Here is a 15,327-nt window from a genome sequence, read left to right on the forward strand (position 1 = left end):
GGGCGGGCCGCTCCCGTCCCGGCCGGCCCGCCGCCCACGATGACACCGCCGACGCGGCTCACCGGCCCGGGCTCGCCCGCCGCGCGGGTTCGGTGTGACCTCACCGGACAGGGCGCCGCAGGGCACGACGAGAGCGGGCTGAACCCCGCGCCGGACACGCCGCCACCTCCGGTTTCGCCGCCACGACCGGGCGGCGACTCCGCCGACGCCGGTCACCCGCGTGACTCCGGCGGCGGCGCGCCCTTGATGGGAATCGTCCCGTCGTCCTGGTGGCCGAGGAGTCCGGCCGCCGCCGTCTCCCCGCCCACGACCACGAGCGCCCCCGGACGAACCGTCCGGTACTGCGGCCCTCCCCGCTGATCACGCGGTCCGGAATCGGGCCGGCGCCGGTGTATCGACCCGGCGTCGCGCCATCCGCCGGCATCCGGAGATCCGAGCGCGGCCCATCCGGGCTGAAGCCAGATCGGACGCCGGCATTCCCACCGCAAAGCCTTGACCCTGGCTGGGAGGCCATCGTGATCCGCATCCTGCTCGCCGAACCCATGAATCTGCTGCGCGGCGCCCTGGCCGTGACGTTGTCGCTGGAAAAGGATTTCGTCGTGGTCGCCGAACTGGGCGGCCTCGGTGAGGCGCTCGACATGGCCCGCGCCGTGCCGCCGGACGTGGCGGTCGTCAACGTCGGGCTGCTCGCCGGAGACGGCCTGCGCCTGTTGGCCCGGCTCAGCGTGGAGCAGCCCGACTGCGCCACGCTGGTGCTGGCCGGCCCGGACGCTCCGGGACGGCTCAACCGGGCGCTGGACGTCCACATCCACGGGGTGATCGGCACCCAGGCCGCGCCTTGTGAGCTGGTGCGCGGCATCCGGCGGTTGGCCCGGGGCGAACGTGTCATCGACGCCGGCCTGGCCGTCGCCATGGTCGCCGCGCCGCGCAGCCCGTTGTCGGCGCGGGAACTGGACGTGCTGCGCGTCGCCGCGTCGGGGGTGCCGGCCGCGGAGGTCGCCGCCACGTTGCACCTGACCGCCGGCACCGTCCGCAACTACATCTCGGTGATCCTCCGCAAGACCGGCGCTCGCAACCGGCTGGAGGCCGTGCGCGTCGCCGAGGACGCGGGCTGGTTCCCGTGACCACTGCGCGGCCGGCGACCCGGTGGCCCGGCCGGCGCCTGGTCAAAGCCGCAGGGGCGCGTCAAACGTGACTATTGTCAGCAATCCTTCCTCACTGCTCTCACCATCAGCCGATGACAGCGCTCACTGGGACGAGCCCACGTCGACATCGATGCTTATCGGTGAATGGAGAGGTCGCAGCGCGACGGAGCAGTCCGGACAAGCCCGTGATCCGCGCTGGGACCAGACCCGAAGCGCCAACCAGGGAGGAACGATGACACACCGGCGAGGGCTCTCGATGATCGTCGTAACATTGCTCACCGCGTGGGGACTGGCCACCGTGGGCGCCAACGCGGCCGGCGCCGCTCCGGCCACCCCGGCAGCACCACCGGCCACCTCCGCCGTCCCCAGCACACCGGTCACCGGCACCTTCACCGACGCCGCCGGGGGCACCGGCTCCTTCGCCGGCGCCTTCACCCCCACGAGCTTCTCGGCGCAAGACGGAAAGCTGGTGGCCACCGGCACACTGACCGGCACGCTCACCGATTCCGCCGGTGGCACCGTCGGCACGGTCACCCAGACCGTCAGTGCGCCCGCGGCCGTCGCCCAGGCGACATGCCGGGTTTTGGACCTCACTCTCGGCCCCCTGCACCTGGACCTGCTCGGCCTGGTGGTGGACCTCAACCGGGTGCATGTGACGATCAACGCGGTGCCGGGCCCCGGCAACCTGCTCGGCAACCTGCTCTGCGCGATCGCGGGCCTGCTCGACCCGCTGCCCAGCGCCGGTCCGCTGGCCGCGATCCTCAACGTCCTTCTGGCTCTGCTCCGCCAGCTCTGACCGGTCGTGCCGTCACGGTGAACCGGCTCGATCGCACGGACGCAGCCGCACCCCTGGTGGGCGCGGCTGCGTCATCACGTCGGTCAGGTGGGGGTTCTCCAGGTCCCCGGCGGGTGATCCGGTTTCACCAGGTCGGCCACCACGCCGAAGTGATCGCTCGCCCAGACGTCGTCCACCGGTCGGTCGAGGACGCGGTCGCAGTGCGTCACCGTCAAGGTGGGGCCATGCCGGCCCGCCCGGACCAAGATGTAGTCGATGCGGCGGGACAACGCGGTGGCGACCTCACCGGCCCGCACCAACGGGTTCGCCGCGGTGAACGTGAGCCCCGCGTCGCCGGGCCGTGCCGTTTCCCATGCGTCCTGATAGCAGACACTGACTCCGTCGAGGGACTGGAGACCTCGCCAGAACCGCATGCTGGCCGCGTCGGGTGTCGCGTCGAAGTCACCGAGCACGATGGTGTGCTCGACCCCGGGGGCGTACTTCTCCACCAGGCGCGCGGCGGCGACAGCCTGCTGTTCGCGTTCGAGCTCGTAGCCGAACTGCCAGCTCGGCTTGTGGTGCGCGACCAGCACCCGGCCTATCGGCGTCTCCACTTCGACCAGGAGCGTCGCGCACCACGGAAACGTCTGTGCACGCTCGGAGCACCGCTGGTCCCACTCGTCGACGAGCCGGTGGGGCCAGCGTGTCGCCAGCGCTCCACCGACGCCGTCGTCGGCCGCGCGCGAGAACCCGCGCACGTGGTACCCGGGGCCCAGCAGCTCATCGATGACCTGCGGCGCCGATCCGATGGGGACTTCCTGCAACGCCACGATGTCGGGACTCAACCGCCTCAGCGTGGCCGCCGACAGATCTCGGCGCCGTTCCCAGCCGGGATTCGCGGGCCCGAGGACATTCATCGTCACCACTCGCACCACCGCATTATCGGCGATCCGCGCCGAGCCCGCGCGTTCGGCGGCGGTCCGGCGACGCCGGCCACGAGCACGGGCGGGTCAGGGCGGGCAGGATCCGTCGGCGGCGACCGGGCCGATGGCGAACTCGGGGCCTGCCGCGGCGAATGTGCCGTAGACGCAGGCGGCGCCGGTTGACGCCGCGAACGATGCGGAGCCGATGACGATCTGCGTCAGACCGGCCGAGCGCAGCGACACGTCGATCACCGGACCGCCGGGCGTCTCGTGCGAGCCTCTCATCCGCAGCGCGAACTCAGTCCTCAGCGCATCGACGCAGGCTTGGGCGCCGGGAACGGCGGCCTCCGGAACGACCCCACGCCGAGGAGTCGGGCGATGCTTCTGCGCCAGCGCCCGGCGTGCCCCCTCCCCCGGGTCCCTGACGACGAAGGAGGCCGACGGGTCGATCGCTGGTCTCGGCATAGCGGCTCGCGCACACGCCGCGGTGGCGGACCCGGGCGGCGGCACCGGCGAGGGGATCGGCACGACGACGCCGGGCGGGGCCACACCGGTGGCGGTGACGACCACGGCGACCCGGTCCGGCCCCGTCGCCTGCGACCCGGGCCGCCCGGCGCCCGGCCCGGCGCAGCCGGTGAGTGACAGCACCACGGCCACAGCGACTGACCGGTAGTTCGCCCGCATGCCCGCCACGGTAACCGACATCGATGCCGCTCGCTGTCCCCGTGCCGGCGATCCGCCGAACGGGGCCACCCGGGTCCGCGCCGATGGGGCGACCACGGGCTGCGCCACCGGCTCGCTCCACCGGCGGCTCGCGGGGTCTCAGCCGGTGGCCAGCGACTCGGCGTGGTGCGGCCGGGCCACGGCGGGACGGCGCTGGGCCGACCAGATCGCGTTGAAGGTGTTCAGTGGCTTGGGCGGGTTCAGCTTCGCCACGGTGTGCTCGTCCACGGTGCGCTCGTCGAGGGCGAAGTCGCGGCGCCCGCCGATCACCGCGACCCGGCCGGTGTTCTTGCCCCGCTGGTTCCACCAGATCCAGCCGAGGAAGCTCCACCGCCGCTGCCAGCCGGGCGCCTTGGGATGCCAGGTGGACACCTCGTCGTGCACGCCCTGGAGCCAGGCGGCCCGGGCCGAGCCGTCGGTGTCGGCGGGCATGCCGATGACGCCCAGTTCGGGGAAGATCCGCGGACGTTTGTCGGCCGGGCCGAACTCGTAGGCCTTGACGTGTTTCAGGAACTCTGCCGGCGCCGGCAGCGCCGCCGGACTGATGACCTTCTTGTCGCTGCCGGCCGGGACGTAGCAGTCGACCCCGAAGAAGTCGCCGGTGCCCGGGTCGTACGTCTTGTAGACGAAGTTGCCCTTCTTCTTGTTCTCCGTCCAGGTCTGGGTGAGGATCGGCCCGCACCTGACCTTGTCCCGGATCTGCGGGCGCAGGTCGTCGATCATGGCGAGGAACCGGGCGAAATTTCGCCGGTACGCGTCCGGCCCGCCCGCCAGATCGCCCTCGGGCTCGTGGCGGTCGGTGATGAACACCCGCATCGCCGGGTCGTCGCGAATCCAGGCGGGCATGTCCTCCAGTTGCTGCCGCACACGTTCCACGCCACCGGCGTGGCCGTCGACCTTGCAGCTCAGGAACGGGATGGTCCCCTTGCGCCGGCAGTACTCCAGGCGGCTGTCGGACCAGCGCGGGAGAACCTTCAGATCGGCGCCACCGATGGTGACGTCGACCGGGAAGATCCGCATGATGTCGTTCCCGGAAAAGAGCGGCTCGTAGAACGCGAGGTTCTCAGCCGCGATGGACGCGCCGATCAGCACAGAAACCACCTCCGGAGCGAGTCAAACCCGATTCGATTCACTAACAGACGAATTATCAGATTTTTCCGACTTTCGGGTCATCGGAGCGCCGACCGCCGCGGACACGTCTCACGGAGACGATCATCAGCCCATGGACAAAGTCGGTGTAATCGCACTAGTCGTGGTGCTCGGCCTGGGCCCGGCCACCGCGCACGCCGCCCCGCCACCCGCCTCGTGGGGCCACGACGGCTACGGTCCCGGCAACACCCGCTACAACCCGGCCGAGTCCGCCGTCAACGCCGCCGCCTTCAACCGGCTGACACTCCGCTGGACCGTCACCCCCGCGCCGGGCCCGCCCGGTTGCGCGCCCGAACCGGTCGCGCCGCTGGCCGTCGGCGGCCGGGTCTTCCTGCTGGAGAAGGGCGGCGTCGCCGCCTACAGCGCCGCGACCGGCAAACGCCTGTGGCTCAACAGCGGCTTCAGCCACATCTCCACCGGGCCGATCGTGGCCGGTGGCCTCGTCCTCGTCGCCGACACCCGGTGCGAGTCGTACAGCTCCTACGACGGCTCCCTGGTCGCGCTCGACGCCGCCACCGGCGCTCAGCGGTGGCGCCGGACCGCCGCCTGGACCATCGACACCGCGGTGGCCGACGCCGGCACGATCGTCACCTCCGGCTCCTGTGACACCTGCGACGACGCCCGGCACGGCGTGAACGCGTACCGCGTCAGCGACGGCACGCCGCAGTGGAAGCACCCCAACGAGGTCCTCGCCGGGCCGGTGTCCGCCGGTGGCACGGTCCTGCTCCGCCGCACCACCGGCACGACACAGATCTGGGCCGGCCGCATCACCACCGGCGCACCGGCCTGGGGGACCGACCAGGCGTCCACCGCCGTCGCCGCGAACCCGGCCGGCACGCAGTTCTACCTCCGCGACGACAGCGGCCTCGGCGCGCGGTCGGCCGTCGACGGCCGCAAGGTCTGGCACATCCCGAAGGAGGCCGGTGACCTCGCCGCCGACGGCCGGCGCGTCTACGTGGCGTCGGCCGGCCGGGTCAACACGTACGACGCCGGGTCAGGCCGTCTGCTCTGGACGCGGGCCCTCGCCACGCCGCGGGCCCCGGTGCGCGCCGGCGGCCTGCTCTACGTGCTGACCGGCAAGGGAACCCTGACCGTCCTCTCCCCCGCCGACGGCAAGCCCATCAGCTCGAAGACGGCCTACAGCGGACTCGAAAGGCACGTCGTGCCCGCGGGCGGCCAACTGCTCACCAGCCAGCGCCACACGGTGCGCGCCTACGCTCCGTAACGGTCCGCGCCCGGCCGGACGTCCGCCGAGGGTTCCCCGACCGGGGCCGGCCGGCGGGCGGTCAGGGCAGTCGCCACGGCCGTCACCGCCAGCAGCGCCCCGCCGGCCAGGAAGCCCGGCCCGGCGCCCAGGGACTGGGCGATGACCCCGGCGAGGGCGGCGCCGGCCGCGCTGCCGGCGTTCGTGGCCACGTTGACCCAGGTGCCCGCCTCGGTGGCGGAACCCTCACCGGCCAGGTCGTCGGCGGCCAGGTAGGCGACCACGTAGACCGGGGCCAGCGCCGTCCCGGTCACGCAGAGCACCAGACCCAGCGTGACCAGGCCGGGCGCCGCGGAGGCGGCCGTCAGCCCGGCCGCCAGCACACCGGTCAGCGCGGCCAGCTGCCGCCGGTGGCGCCGGCCGTGTGCACGGCGCGCCCAGAGCAGGCCGCCGGCCACACTGCCCACGGCGAGCGACGCCTCCAGCAGACCGGCGGCTCCGGGATTGCCGTGCTCCTGGGCGGTGACGGCCAGACAGGTGTACGCCACGCTGCTGCCCGCCCCGACCGCCAGGATCACGGCCAGCAGCCCGCGCAGCCCGGGCGAGCGCAGCGGCCCGGGGTCCACCAGCGTCCTGGAGCCCGCGGGCGCCGGCTCGCGGTGCCGGGCGGGCGGTCCGGCGACCATGCCGAGCGTGCCGGCCAACAGCAGAGCCGCCGTGAGCGCCAGCGCCCAGCGGGCCGGCCCCACCGCCACGAGCAGCCCGGCGATGAGCGGGCCGATCAGATAGAGCGTCTCCTCGACGACCGAGTCCAGGCCGTACGCCCGGGGTTTGAGGCTGGTGCCGGCCGTGAGCCGGCGCCAGTTCGACCGCATCACCGAGCCGAGCGGCGGGGCGGCCAGGCCGGCCACGCTGATCAGGGCGATCAGCATGACGGGATCGCTGAGCACGGTGGCGCAGAGCAGGGCCGCGGCGCACACCAGCGCCAGCGGTGGCAGGACGACACTCTGGCTGTACCGCTCGGCGAGACGGGCCTTGGCCGGCAGCGTGACGGCGGTGACGCCGAAGCCGGCCGCCGCGAGACCGGCGGTGGTGTACGAATCGGTGGCCTGCTGGATGGTGAACAGGGTGGCGAGCGGAAAGAGACCATAGGCCAGGCGGCCGACGATCGCGGGCACGAAGGTGCGCAGCGCGAACGGCAGCATGAGCACGGCACGGTAACTCTCCGCGCCGACGGCGCGGGACATGAGAAAGAGACTCCTCGAACGAAGCGACCAGGAAACGGGAAAGTGGCCCGGTCTACGGCGGCGTCGAGGTCATGCCGAGATCGTAACGGTTTCGGACGCGGCGTGCGGCCCGGGCGCCTCGTGTCCACTGTCGACGGCGATCGACCGGTACCCTTCGGCAGACCCCTCGATCATCGCGGGCGCCCACCATGGCGGGTGCCCGGCTCCTTTCGGAAGGTTCCCCTCGCAGTGCGCACGTTCTTCGTGACTGTCGTCGCCGTGTTCGTCGCCTTTCTGGTGAGCCCGCTGCTGCGTGCCGACGCCGGCTGCATCCCCGCCCCGGCCCCGTCGGACCCCGCGTCGGCGCTGCAGCGCTGGAGCGACGAGCAGATCGCCAACGCGCGGATCATCGTCGCCACCGGCGACCGGCGGCGGGTCCCCGAGCAGGGTCTGGTGATCGCGGTCGCCACCGCCCTGCAGGAGTCCAGCCTGCGTAACCTGCGCGGCGGGGACCGGGACTCCATCGGCCTGTTCCAGCAGCGCCCCAGCCAGGGCTGGGGAACACCCGAGCAGCTCGCCGACCCGGCGTACCAGACGCAGAAGTTCTACGACAAGCTGCTCACCGTCCAGGGCTGGCAGGACATGCGGCTCACCGAAGCGGCCCAGGCCGTCCAGATCTCGGGCTATCCGGAGGCGTACGCCAAGCACACCCGCGCCGCCACCGCTCTCGTCGACGCGTTGAGCGGGACGGCGGCCTGCGAGCGGGCGGTCTAGCGCCGGGCCACGGGCTCATCGGACGCCGTGCCGGGCGAGCCCATCCGTTCCCGGAGCTTCTCCTGTTCGAGCTGGGCCAGATCGGCCGCGGCGGCCTCGTCCCGGGTGAGGTTCTCACCGGTACGCGGGTCGAACAGATGCATCCGGCCGGTGTCGGCCCAGAACTCCCCCTCATGGTTCTCCCGGAGCCGGCTCATCGCGTCGATCGAGACGACCAGTTGCGTGCGCAGGGCCTCGCTGTCGAGCTCGGCCGCCAGTTCGGCGAGCTGCTTGGTGACCTCGCCGGCCTCGAACGGGATGTACGCGTACTGCGAGTCGCCCAGCCACTCGGTGACGTCGACCCGCGCCCGGAACACCGCGCCCCGTTCCCTCTTCGCGGAGTCGAGCAGGCGGGCGTCCTCGAAGTGGTCCGGCCGCAGCCCGGCGATCAGCAACTGCCCGTCGGCGACCCTGCCCCGCGCCGCGGCCGGCAGGCCGACGGAGAACAACGGCAGCTTCAGGCGGTCGCCGTCGACGACCGCCGGCAGGAAGTTCATCGGCGGCGATCCGATGAACCCGGCGACGAACATGTTGACCGGCTGCTCGTAGAGTTCGCGCGGCGAGGCGACCTGCTGGAGAAACCCGCGGCGGAGTACGGCCACCCGGTCGCCCAGAGTCATCGCCTCGGTCTGATCGTGCGTGACGTACACCGTGGTGGTGCCCAGCCGGCGCTGCATGCGGGAGATCTCGGTGCGCATCTGGCCGCGCAGTTTGGCGTCGAGGTTGGACAGCGGCTCGTCGAACAGGAACGCGTTGACGCTGCGTACGATCGCCCGCCCCATGGCCACCCGCTGCCGCTGGCCGCCGGAGAGGTTGGCCGGTTTGCGGTCCAGGTGTTCGTTGAGTTCGAGCATCTCGGCCGCCTCCCGCACCCGGCGCCGGATCTCGTCCTCGGCGATGCCCTTCTGCAGCCGCAGCGGGAAGGCGATGTTCTCGAACACGGTCAGGTGCGGGTAGAGCGCGTAGTTCTGGAACACCATGGACAGGTTGCGGTCGCGCGGGGCCTTGTCGTTGACCCGGTCGCCGCCGATCACCATGTCGCCGGACGTGATGTCCTCCAGCCCGACGATCATGCGCAGCAGGGTCGACTTGCCGCAGCCGGAGGGCCCGACCAGGATCATGAACTCGCCGTCGGCGATGTCGAGGCTGACGTCGTTGACCGCTTTGAAGCCGTCGCCGTACTCCTTGACTATGTTGCGCATCTCGATGGCTGCCATGCCGGATTCCTTTCCGCCTTCAGAGATTCAGCCCTTGACGGCGCCGTTGGTGAGACCCGCCACGATCTTGCGCTGGAACAGCAGCACGAGGACGACCACCGGGATAGTGACCACCACGGCGGCGGCCGCGATGGGCGCGGTCGGCTGCGAGAACTGCGAGGCCCCCTGGAAGAACGCGAGCGCGGCGGGGACGGGCCGGGCCGCCTCGCTGGAGGTGAGCGTGATGCCGAAGACGAAGTCGTTCCAGACCGCGAAGAAGGTCAGGATCGCCGCGGTGAAGACGCCCGGGGTGGCGAGCGGGACGATGACCCGGCGGAACGCCTGCCAGGCGGTGGCGCCGTCGACCTGGGCGGCCTGCTCCATCTCCCACGGGATCTCCCGGAAGAACGCCGCCAGAACGTAGACCGCCAGCGGCAGCGAGTACGACAGGTACGGGATGATCAGGCCGAGCCAGGTGTCGTAGAGGCCGATGGAGCGCCACAGGTTGAACAGCGGAGTGGCGATCGCGATGACCGGGAAAACGGTGATCGCCAGCGCCACGCCGAGGACCAGGCGTTTGCCGGGGAAGTTCAACCGCGAGACGGCGTACGCCGCGAGCGTCGCCAGGATCACCGAGATGGTCGTGGCGATCAGCGCCATGCCCACCGAGTTGCGCAGCGCCGTGGTGAACAGGTCGGAGGCGAAGACCGTCCGGTAGTTCTCCCAGCTCCACACGGTCGGCAGGAACGCGTTGTTGGTGATGTCGTCGCCCTCCTTGAAGGAGAGCGACACGATCCAGAGCACCGGGATCACGGCGTACGCGATGATCAGGATCGCGCCGGCGATCCAGCCTGCCTGGGTCCTGCGGCTGGTACTCATCAGCGCTCACCCCTCTGCTGCGACAGGTCGGTCTTGAAGACCTTCACGAACATCACGGCGATGATGACGACGAGGATCGCCAGGATCACGCTGACCGCGGAGCCGAGCCCGACCATCACCCGGCTGATCGTCTGCCGGTAGGCCAGGAACGACAGGGTCTCGGTGCCCTGCGCGCCGGCGGTCATGATGAAGATGCTGTCGAAGATGCGGAAGGCGTCGAGGGTACGGAACAGCAGCGCCACCATGATCGCGGCCTTCATGTTCGGCAGGATGACCCGCTTGACCCGCTGCCACGCCGTGGCGCCGTCGACCTTCGCCGCCTCGAGGTAGTCGTCGGGGATCTGTGCCAGCCCGGCGAGCAGCAGCAGCGACATGAACGGCGTGGTCTTCCAGATCTCGGCGACGCAGACCGTGACCAGGGCGGACCAGGTGCCGCCGAACCAGTCGAACTCGCCGAGACCGAACAGGCCGTTCACGAAGCCGTACGTGTTGCTGAACGCGTAGGCCCAGGCGTAGGCGGAGACGACGGTGATGATGCCGTACGGCACGAGGATCGCGGTTCTCAGCGCCGTGCGCAGGTAGAGCGCCCGGTGCATGACCATGGCCAGCGCGAAGCCGAGCACCAGCTCGGCGGCCACGGTCACCACCGTGATCAGCGAGGTGACGCCGAACTGCTGCCAGAACAGGCCGTCGGTCAGGATCGTCGTGTAGTTGCCGAGGCCGACGAACTCCCGGCCCCCGGGATCGGTCAGGCGGTAGTCGAACATCGACAGCCAGAGGGCGTTCAGGATCGGGTAGCCGGTGACGGCGACCATCGCGATGAAGGCCGGCCCGGCCAGCAGCCAGCCCAGGTTGCGCTCGTGCCGGGCGCGGTCGGTCAGCCGGATCCGGCGCCGCGGGGCGCGAGCGGTCGCGGGCCCGCGCGGCGGCGCTTCAACAGTGCTCACGGCCGCTCCTAGATCAGTCGTCGGTTGGACAGGACGGCCTCGAGCAGCTCGTTGCCCTCTCGCGGCGTGGCGCCGGGCGCGAGCGAGTCCGGCGGGTGGAAGGCGGTCTGGATGGAGCCGGTCACATCGCCGTAGTACGGGCTGACCGGCCGTGGCGTCGCCGCGTCCAGGCCCTCACGGATCTGGTCGGCCATCGGGAACAGGTCGCGGATCTCCGGGTCGTCGAAGACGGAGGCGAGGGCGGCCGGGTTGCCCGCGGTCTTCATGAAGTCCTTCTGGCTCTGCGCGTTCGCGAGGCAGCGGATGGCCTCGACCGCGAGGTCCGGCTTGCGGCTGAAGGAGCTGATCGACAGGCCGAGACCGCCGGACGGCGCCGCGCTCTCGGTGCCGGCGTCGACCCGGGGGTAGGCGGCCCAGCCGACGTCGTCCTTGAAGTCCGCCGGCAGCGAGCCCTCCTCGATGGCCGCGTCGAAGGCGGCCCAGACGTACGGCCAGTTGACCATGAAGCCGCCGTCCGGCGCCTGGAAGGCGGAGCGGGAGTCCTCCTCGCCGGCGGTGCTGAATCCGGCGGGCGCGGCGGGCGAGACGGCGAGGTCGCGCATGATCCGGGTGGCCACCTCACCGGCCGGGGTGTCCAGGCCGCCCTTGACCTCGTCCGCCGGCAGGTTCTCGGCGCCCGATTCCAGGATCGATCCGCCGGCCGAGGAGACCAGGGCGTTGACCCAGACCATCAGGCTCTCGTTGCGGCGGCCCTGCGCGGCGAGGGTGACCCCGGCCCGCGTCGCGCCCTCGATGAGCTGGTCCCAGGTGACCGGGCCGGCCGAGGGGTCGACGCCGGCCTCCCGCAGGACCGACTTGCGGTACCAGAGGAGCTGGGTGTTGCCGTAGAGCGGCGCCGACCAGAGCGTGTCCCGGAAGGTGGACTGCACGAGAGGGCCGTCGAGGACTCCGGTGGAGAACTCCTGCCGCTCCTGATCGGTGAACGCGCGCAGGAACCCGGCGTTGGCGAACTCGGCCATGAACGGCGGGTCGACGCTCACGATGTCCATCGAGCGGTCCTCGGCGGCGAGCCGGCGCAGCAACTGCTCCCGTCCGCCGGCCGCGGTGTTCGGCAGCCGCTGGATGTTGAAGGAGTAGGCCCCGCCGGACTCGGCCGCGCAACGGGTGGCCACGTCCTCTTGGGCGGCGTCGGCGATGTAGTAGGTCAGAGTGGTCGATCCGCCGTCCTCGCCTCCACAACCGGTGAGGACCGAGGCGAACAGGACGAGAGCGGATCCGCACGCCCATCGACGTGGCTTCTTCTCAAGCACCATGCTGTCCCTTCGACGGTGAAGGTGCATCTGGGTTCGCTTGCGAACTTCAGCCTCGATGTGAGCTGCGTCTCTCGTCAAGAGTCACTATGTGCACGGCACTGATCAGGCCACTGTGGCCGGTGGGCCGAAGGTTGCATGGAGAGATGCATGTCTCTGATTCGGCTCCCGAAACTCCCAGAAACGTGCCACGCCCTCCGGGGAACGGCCGGTCCCCGCTGCGCTCAGGTCAGCCTCTCCCCGGCGAAGATCAGAAAAGGGAGGGTCCACATGAATGTCACGAGCGCCGATTGTGGCCAGCCGAGCTCCATTCCGCGATTGTCGGTGGTCGTCCCGGTGTTCAACGAGGAGGACGTGCTGCCGCTGTTCACACAACGGCTGCGCCCGGTGCTCGACGACCTCGGCGTGACCTACGAAGTGCTGACCGTCGACGACGGCAGCCGGGACGCCACCCCGGCGGTGCTCGACATGATGCGCCGGCAGTGGCCGCAGCTGCGGGTCGTCCGGCTCCGCCGCAACAGTGGTCATCAGAACGCGCTGACAGCCGGCCTGCACCGTGCCCGCGGGGAGTACGTGGTGAGCATCGATGTCGACCTGCAGGATCCGCCGGAGGTCATCGCCGAGATGCTGTCCCTGGCCGAGAGCGCCGGACTCGACGTGGTGCACGGCGTACGGACCGATCGCAGCACCGACAGCCTGTTCAAGCGCTGGACGGCCGCGCTGTACTACCGCCTGGTGCGGCGCGTCGTCGGCGCGTCCGTTCCGCACAACGCCGGGGACTTCCGGCTGCTCGGCCGCACGGCCGTCGACGCCCTGACCGAGCTGCCGGAACATCTGCCGGTCTATCGCCTGCTGGTGCCGTGGCTCGGCCTGCCCAGCGGCGAGGTGACGTATGCGCGGCAGCCGCGCGCCGCGGGCCGTTCCAAGTACCCGATCGCCAAGATGATCCGGCTCGCCCTGGACAGCGTCACCGGCTTCTCGGCCGCGCCTCTGCGGGTCGCGACCTGGCTGGGCTGCGCGGGCATCGCCCTGTGCATGGCGTCGGGGGTGGCCGTCGTGGCCGCGTACCTGTGGGGCACCGTCGTCCCCGGGTGGACGTCGATGTTCGTGGCCCTGGTGTTCCTGGGCGCGCTGCAACTGCTGTGCCTGGGACTGCTCGGCGAATACGTGGCCCGCATGTTCACCACGATGCAGGGCCGCCCGCCGTACGTGGTCACCTTCGATTCGGCGGTGTCCAGCCGGAACCGCCCGTACGCGACGACCGGCCGGTAGGGGTCACGCCATGTCATCTCTGATGATCGACCGCACGGAGCGGCCGGCCGGAACACCGGCCGGCGCGCCGGACGTCGCGCCGGCCCACCGTCCCTGGCGGTCGGCGTTCCTGGCGAGCCTGTCGATCTGGGCGGCCACCACCGTCCTGCATCTGGCCGTGAGCGCGCTGGCCTGGCTGCCCCGCAAGGGCGGTCCGGCCCCGGACCTCTGGATGATCGCCCTCAGTTGGAACGGCTGGGACGCCGGCCACTACGTGCGCATCGCCGAGAGCGGGTACCACCTGGGCCCGGGCTTCCCGGCGTTCTTCCCGCTGTACCCGCTGCTGATCAACGTCATCGACGCGGTGCTGCCGGGCGGCCCGCTGGTCAGCGCCCTGGTCGTCGCGAACGCCGCCGCGTTCGGCGCGCTGGCGGTGCTGTACCGGCTGGCCGACCACGAGTTCGGGCCGCGGGTGGCCCAGCGGGCCGCCTGGTACCTGGCCGCCTTCCCGATGGGGTTCTTCCTGTTCATCGGCTACAACGAGTCACTGTTCCTCCTGCTCGCGGTCGGCGCGCTGTACGCCGGCCGCCGCGGCCACTGGTGGCTCGCCGGCATGCTGGGCGCGCTGTCGTCCGCCACCCGGCTGTTCGGTCTGCTGCTGATGGCCCCGCTGGCCGTCGAATACCTGCGCCAGGTCGGCTGGCGACCGCGCCGGATCCGGCCCGACGTGCTGGGCCTGGCACTGGTGCCGCTGGGCGTGGTGAGCTACAGCATCTACTGCATGGTGGAGCTCGGCAGTCCGCTGGCCTTCAGCATCGCCCAGAACGAGTGGGGCCGCCGGTACACGATCCCGGGCGAGGCCTGGCTGATCGCGATCGGGCAGATGGACGAGCGCGGTCTCATGGAACCGGCCACCCTCGCCGCGATCCTCGACGCCGGCACCACCCTGATCGCGGTGGTGCTGCTAATCCTGTGCGTGGTCGGCCCGTTCAAGTTCCGGCGCGACCAGATGTACCTCGTGGTGCAGGGCGGACTCACCCTCCTCATGCTGATGTCGACGGAGGTCGGCGGCCGCGCGATGCAGTCCGCGGCCCGCTACGCGATGGAAGCCGTGGCGATCTTCTTCGTCCTGGGCCGGATGGGCGCCAACCAGGTCGTCGACCGCAGCGTACTGGTGATCGGCGTGGGCCTGCACGCGGTGTTCCTGGTGGTCTTCATGGCGGGGTCCTTCCTCGTCGCCTGATCGCGGGTCCCACGGCCGGGGCCGTGGCGGCGGCCGGAGATCCCGCCTCTACGGTGGTCCGATGGCATCGGTCAAACAGATCCAAGTCACCTTCGACTGCGCGGACCCCGAGCGCGTCGCCCGCTTCTGGTGCGAGGTGTTGGGGTACGTCGTGCCGCCCCCACCGAAAGGGTTCGCCACCTGGGACGATGTCGATCGCACGCTGCCCCCGGAGAAGCGGGGCGCGGCGTTCGCCTGCGTCGATCCCACGGGGGCCGGCCCGCGACTGTTCTTCCAGCGCGTGCCGGAGGGCAAGGTCGTCAAGAATCGGCTGCATCTCGACGTGCGGGTCGGCACCGGGCTCGTCGGCGCCGAGCGCGTGGCCGCGCTCGAGGCCGAGTGCGCACGGCTGCTCCCGCTCGGCGCGGCGCGGGTGCAACTGCTGCTCGCCGACGAGCACAACGAGTCGTGCCTGGTGATGCAGGACGTCGAGGGCAACGAGTTCTGCCTCGATTGAGAGGCCGCGAGGCCCGAGTCCCCCGGCGCCGGGGGGGGGGGGGGGGG

At 71.2% G+C, this 15,327-nt stretch carries 15 protein-coding genes; 7 read left to right on the top strand and 8 right to left on the bottom strand.

Annotated features, from left to right (window positions below):
- Positions 1-515 precede the first annotated feature (515 nt).
- On the top strand, positions 516-1,124 hold the full coding sequence (locus QLQ12_RS13255; RefSeq protein ID WP_282759818.1) for a response regulator transcription factor: 609 nt from the start codon (positions 516-518) through the stop codon (positions 1,122-1,124).
- A 253-nt stretch (positions 1,125-1,377) separates the two neighbouring features.
- Positions 1,378-1,941 (top strand): hypothetical protein, encoded by a 564-nt coding sequence (locus QLQ12_RS13260; RefSeq protein ID WP_282759819.1) that lies wholly within the window; start codon positions 1,378-1,380, stop codon positions 1,939-1,941.
- 83 nt (positions 1,942-2,024) lie between these two features.
- Here QLQ12_RS13260 and QLQ12_RS13265 read toward each other — a convergent pair whose 3' ends face one another.
- The 3 genes from QLQ12_RS13265 to QLQ12_RS13275 all read right to left on the bottom strand — a co-directional run bounded on the left by QLQ12_RS13265 (position 2,025) and on the right by QLQ12_RS13275 (position 4,658).
- Entirely contained in the window at positions 2,025-2,837 is an 813-nt protein-coding gene (locus tag QLQ12_RS13265) for an endonuclease/exonuclease/phosphatase family protein (RefSeq protein ID WP_282759896.1), read from the bottom strand.
- A 93-nt stretch (positions 2,838-2,930) separates the two neighbouring features.
- A complete protein-coding gene (locus QLQ12_RS13270) occupies positions 2,931-3,527 on the bottom strand; it encodes a hypothetical protein (protein WP_282759821.1) in 597 nt (198 codons plus the stop codon).
- Positions 3,528-3,665: 138 nt separating this feature from the next.
- Positions 3,666-4,658: a hypothetical protein gene (locus QLQ12_RS13275; RefSeq protein WP_282759823.1), complete on the bottom strand. Its 993-nt coding sequence runs from the start codon at positions 4,656-4,658 to the stop codon at positions 3,666-3,668.
- 130 nt (positions 4,659-4,788) lie between these two features.
- Here QLQ12_RS13275 and QLQ12_RS13280 point away from each other — a divergent pair, with 130 nt between their 5' ends.
- The gene (locus tag QLQ12_RS13280; RefSeq protein WP_282759825.1) at positions 4,789-5,940 is read left to right on the top strand and encodes an outer membrane protein assembly factor BamB family protein; all 1,152 of its coding nucleotides are present in this window, start codon (positions 4,789-4,791) and stop codon (positions 5,938-5,940) included.
- Here QLQ12_RS13280 and QLQ12_RS13285 read toward each other — a convergent pair.
- Entirely contained in the window at positions 5,928-7,166 is a 1,239-nt protein-coding gene (locus tag QLQ12_RS13285) for an MFS transporter (RefSeq protein WP_282759827.1), read from the bottom strand. The genes QLQ12_RS13280 and QLQ12_RS13285 overlap by 13 nt on opposite strands.
- Positions 7,167-7,394: 228 nt before the next feature.
- On the opposite strand from QLQ12_RS13285, the gene QLQ12_RS47070 reads away from it, so the two are divergent.
- Positions 7,395-7,919 carry a peptidase M23 gene (locus tag QLQ12_RS47070; RefSeq protein ID WP_282759828.1) on the top strand — a complete coding sequence of 175 codons (525 nt, stop codon included), beginning with the start codon at positions 7,395-7,397 and terminating at the stop codon, positions 7,917-7,919.
- Here QLQ12_RS47070 and QLQ12_RS13295 read toward each other — a convergent pair.
- From QLQ12_RS13295 to QLQ12_RS13310, 4 genes are read right to left on the bottom strand one after another with little or no spacing between them, the layout of a single operon-like run.
- Positions 7,916-9,175, bottom strand: coding sequence for an ABC transporter ATP-binding protein (locus QLQ12_RS13295; RefSeq protein WP_282759829.1), 1,260 nt, complete (start codon positions 9,173-9,175; stop codon positions 7,916-7,918). The genes QLQ12_RS47070 and QLQ12_RS13295 overlap by 4 nt on opposite strands.
- Before the next feature lie 27 nt (positions 9,176-9,202).
- Positions 9,203-10,033 (bottom strand): carbohydrate ABC transporter permease, encoded by an 831-nt coding sequence (locus QLQ12_RS13300; protein WP_282759830.1) that lies wholly within the window; start codon positions 10,031-10,033, stop codon positions 9,203-9,205.
- Positions 10,033-10,980 (bottom strand): carbohydrate ABC transporter permease, encoded by a 948-nt coding sequence (locus QLQ12_RS13305; RefSeq protein WP_282759832.1) that lies wholly within the window; start codon positions 10,978-10,980, stop codon positions 10,033-10,035. Before QLQ12_RS13305 ends, QLQ12_RS13300 begins: the two co-directional genes overlap by 1 nt.
- 8 nt (positions 10,981-10,988) lie before the next feature.
- Positions 10,989-12,293, bottom strand: coding sequence for an extracellular solute-binding protein (locus QLQ12_RS13310; RefSeq protein ID WP_282759834.1), 1,305 nt, complete (start codon positions 12,291-12,293; stop codon positions 10,989-10,991).
- A 267-nt stretch (positions 12,294-12,560) separates the two neighbouring features.
- Here QLQ12_RS13310 and QLQ12_RS13315 point away from each other — a divergent pair, with 267 nt between their 5' ends.
- The 3 genes from QLQ12_RS13315 (at position 12,561) to QLQ12_RS13325 (ending at position 15,280) form a co-directional block, all read left to right on the top strand.
- On the top strand, positions 12,561-13,562 hold the full coding sequence (locus QLQ12_RS13315) for a glycosyltransferase family 2 protein (protein WP_282759835.1): 1,002 nt from the start codon (positions 12,561-12,563) through the stop codon (positions 13,560-13,562).
- Positions 13,563-13,572: 10 nt separating this feature from the next.
- Entirely contained in the window at positions 13,573-14,784 is a 1,212-nt protein-coding gene (locus QLQ12_RS13320; protein ID WP_282759836.1) for a mannosyltransferase family protein, read from the top strand.
- 61 nt (positions 14,785-14,845) lie between these two features.
- Positions 14,846-15,280, top strand: a complete 435-nt coding sequence (locus QLQ12_RS13325; RefSeq protein WP_282759837.1) for a VOC family protein — start codon at positions 14,846-14,848, stop codon at positions 15,278-15,280.
- Positions 15,281-15,327: the final 47 nt, after the last annotated feature.

Source organism: Actinoplanes sandaracinus (genome assembly GCF_030009775.1).
In the GTDB taxonomy this organism is placed as follows: domain Bacteria; phylum Actinomycetota; class Actinomycetes; order Mycobacteriales; family Micromonosporaceae; genus Actinoplanes; species Actinoplanes sandaracinus.

Coding starts and splice junctions, on each gene's coding strand:
- QLQ12_RS13260 (WP_282759819.1), top strand. CDS start 1,378: ATGACACACCGGCGAGGGCTCTCGATGATCGTCGTAACATTGCTCACC.
- QLQ12_RS13265 (WP_282759896.1), bottom strand. CDS start 2,837: ATGAATGTCCTCGGGCCCGCGAATCCCGGCTGGGAACGGCGCCGAGAT.
- QLQ12_RS13270 (WP_282759821.1), bottom strand. CDS start 3,527: ATGCGGGCGAACTACCGGTCAGTCGCTGTGGCCGTGGTGCTGTCACTC.
- QLQ12_RS13280 (WP_282759825.1), top strand. CDS start 4,789: ATGGACAAAGTCGGTGTAATCGCACTAGTCGTGGTGCTCGGCCTGGGC.
- QLQ12_RS13285 (WP_282759827.1), bottom strand. CDS start 7,166: ATGTCCCGCGCCGTCGGCGCGGAGAGTTACCGTGCCGTGCTCATGCTG.
- QLQ12_RS13295 (WP_282759829.1), bottom strand. CDS start 9,175: ATGGCAGCCATCGAGATGCGCAACATAGTCAAGGAGTACGGCGACGGC.
- QLQ12_RS13300 (WP_282759830.1), bottom strand. CDS start 10,033: ATGAGTACCAGCCGCAGGACCCAGGCAGGCTGGATCGCCGGCGCGATC.
- QLQ12_RS13310 (WP_282759834.1), bottom strand. CDS start 12,293: ATGGTGCTTGAGAAGAAGCCACGTCGATGGGCGTGCGGATCCGCTCTC.
- QLQ12_RS13315 (WP_282759835.1), top strand. CDS start 12,561: ATGAATGTCACGAGCGCCGATTGTGGCCAGCCGAGCTCCATTCCGCGA.
- QLQ12_RS13320 (WP_282759836.1), top strand. CDS start 13,573: ATGTCATCTCTGATGATCGACCGCACGGAGCGGCCGGCCGGAACACCG.
- QLQ12_RS13325 (WP_282759837.1), top strand. CDS start 14,846: ATGGCATCGGTCAAACAGATCCAAGTCACCTTCGACTGCGCGGACCCC.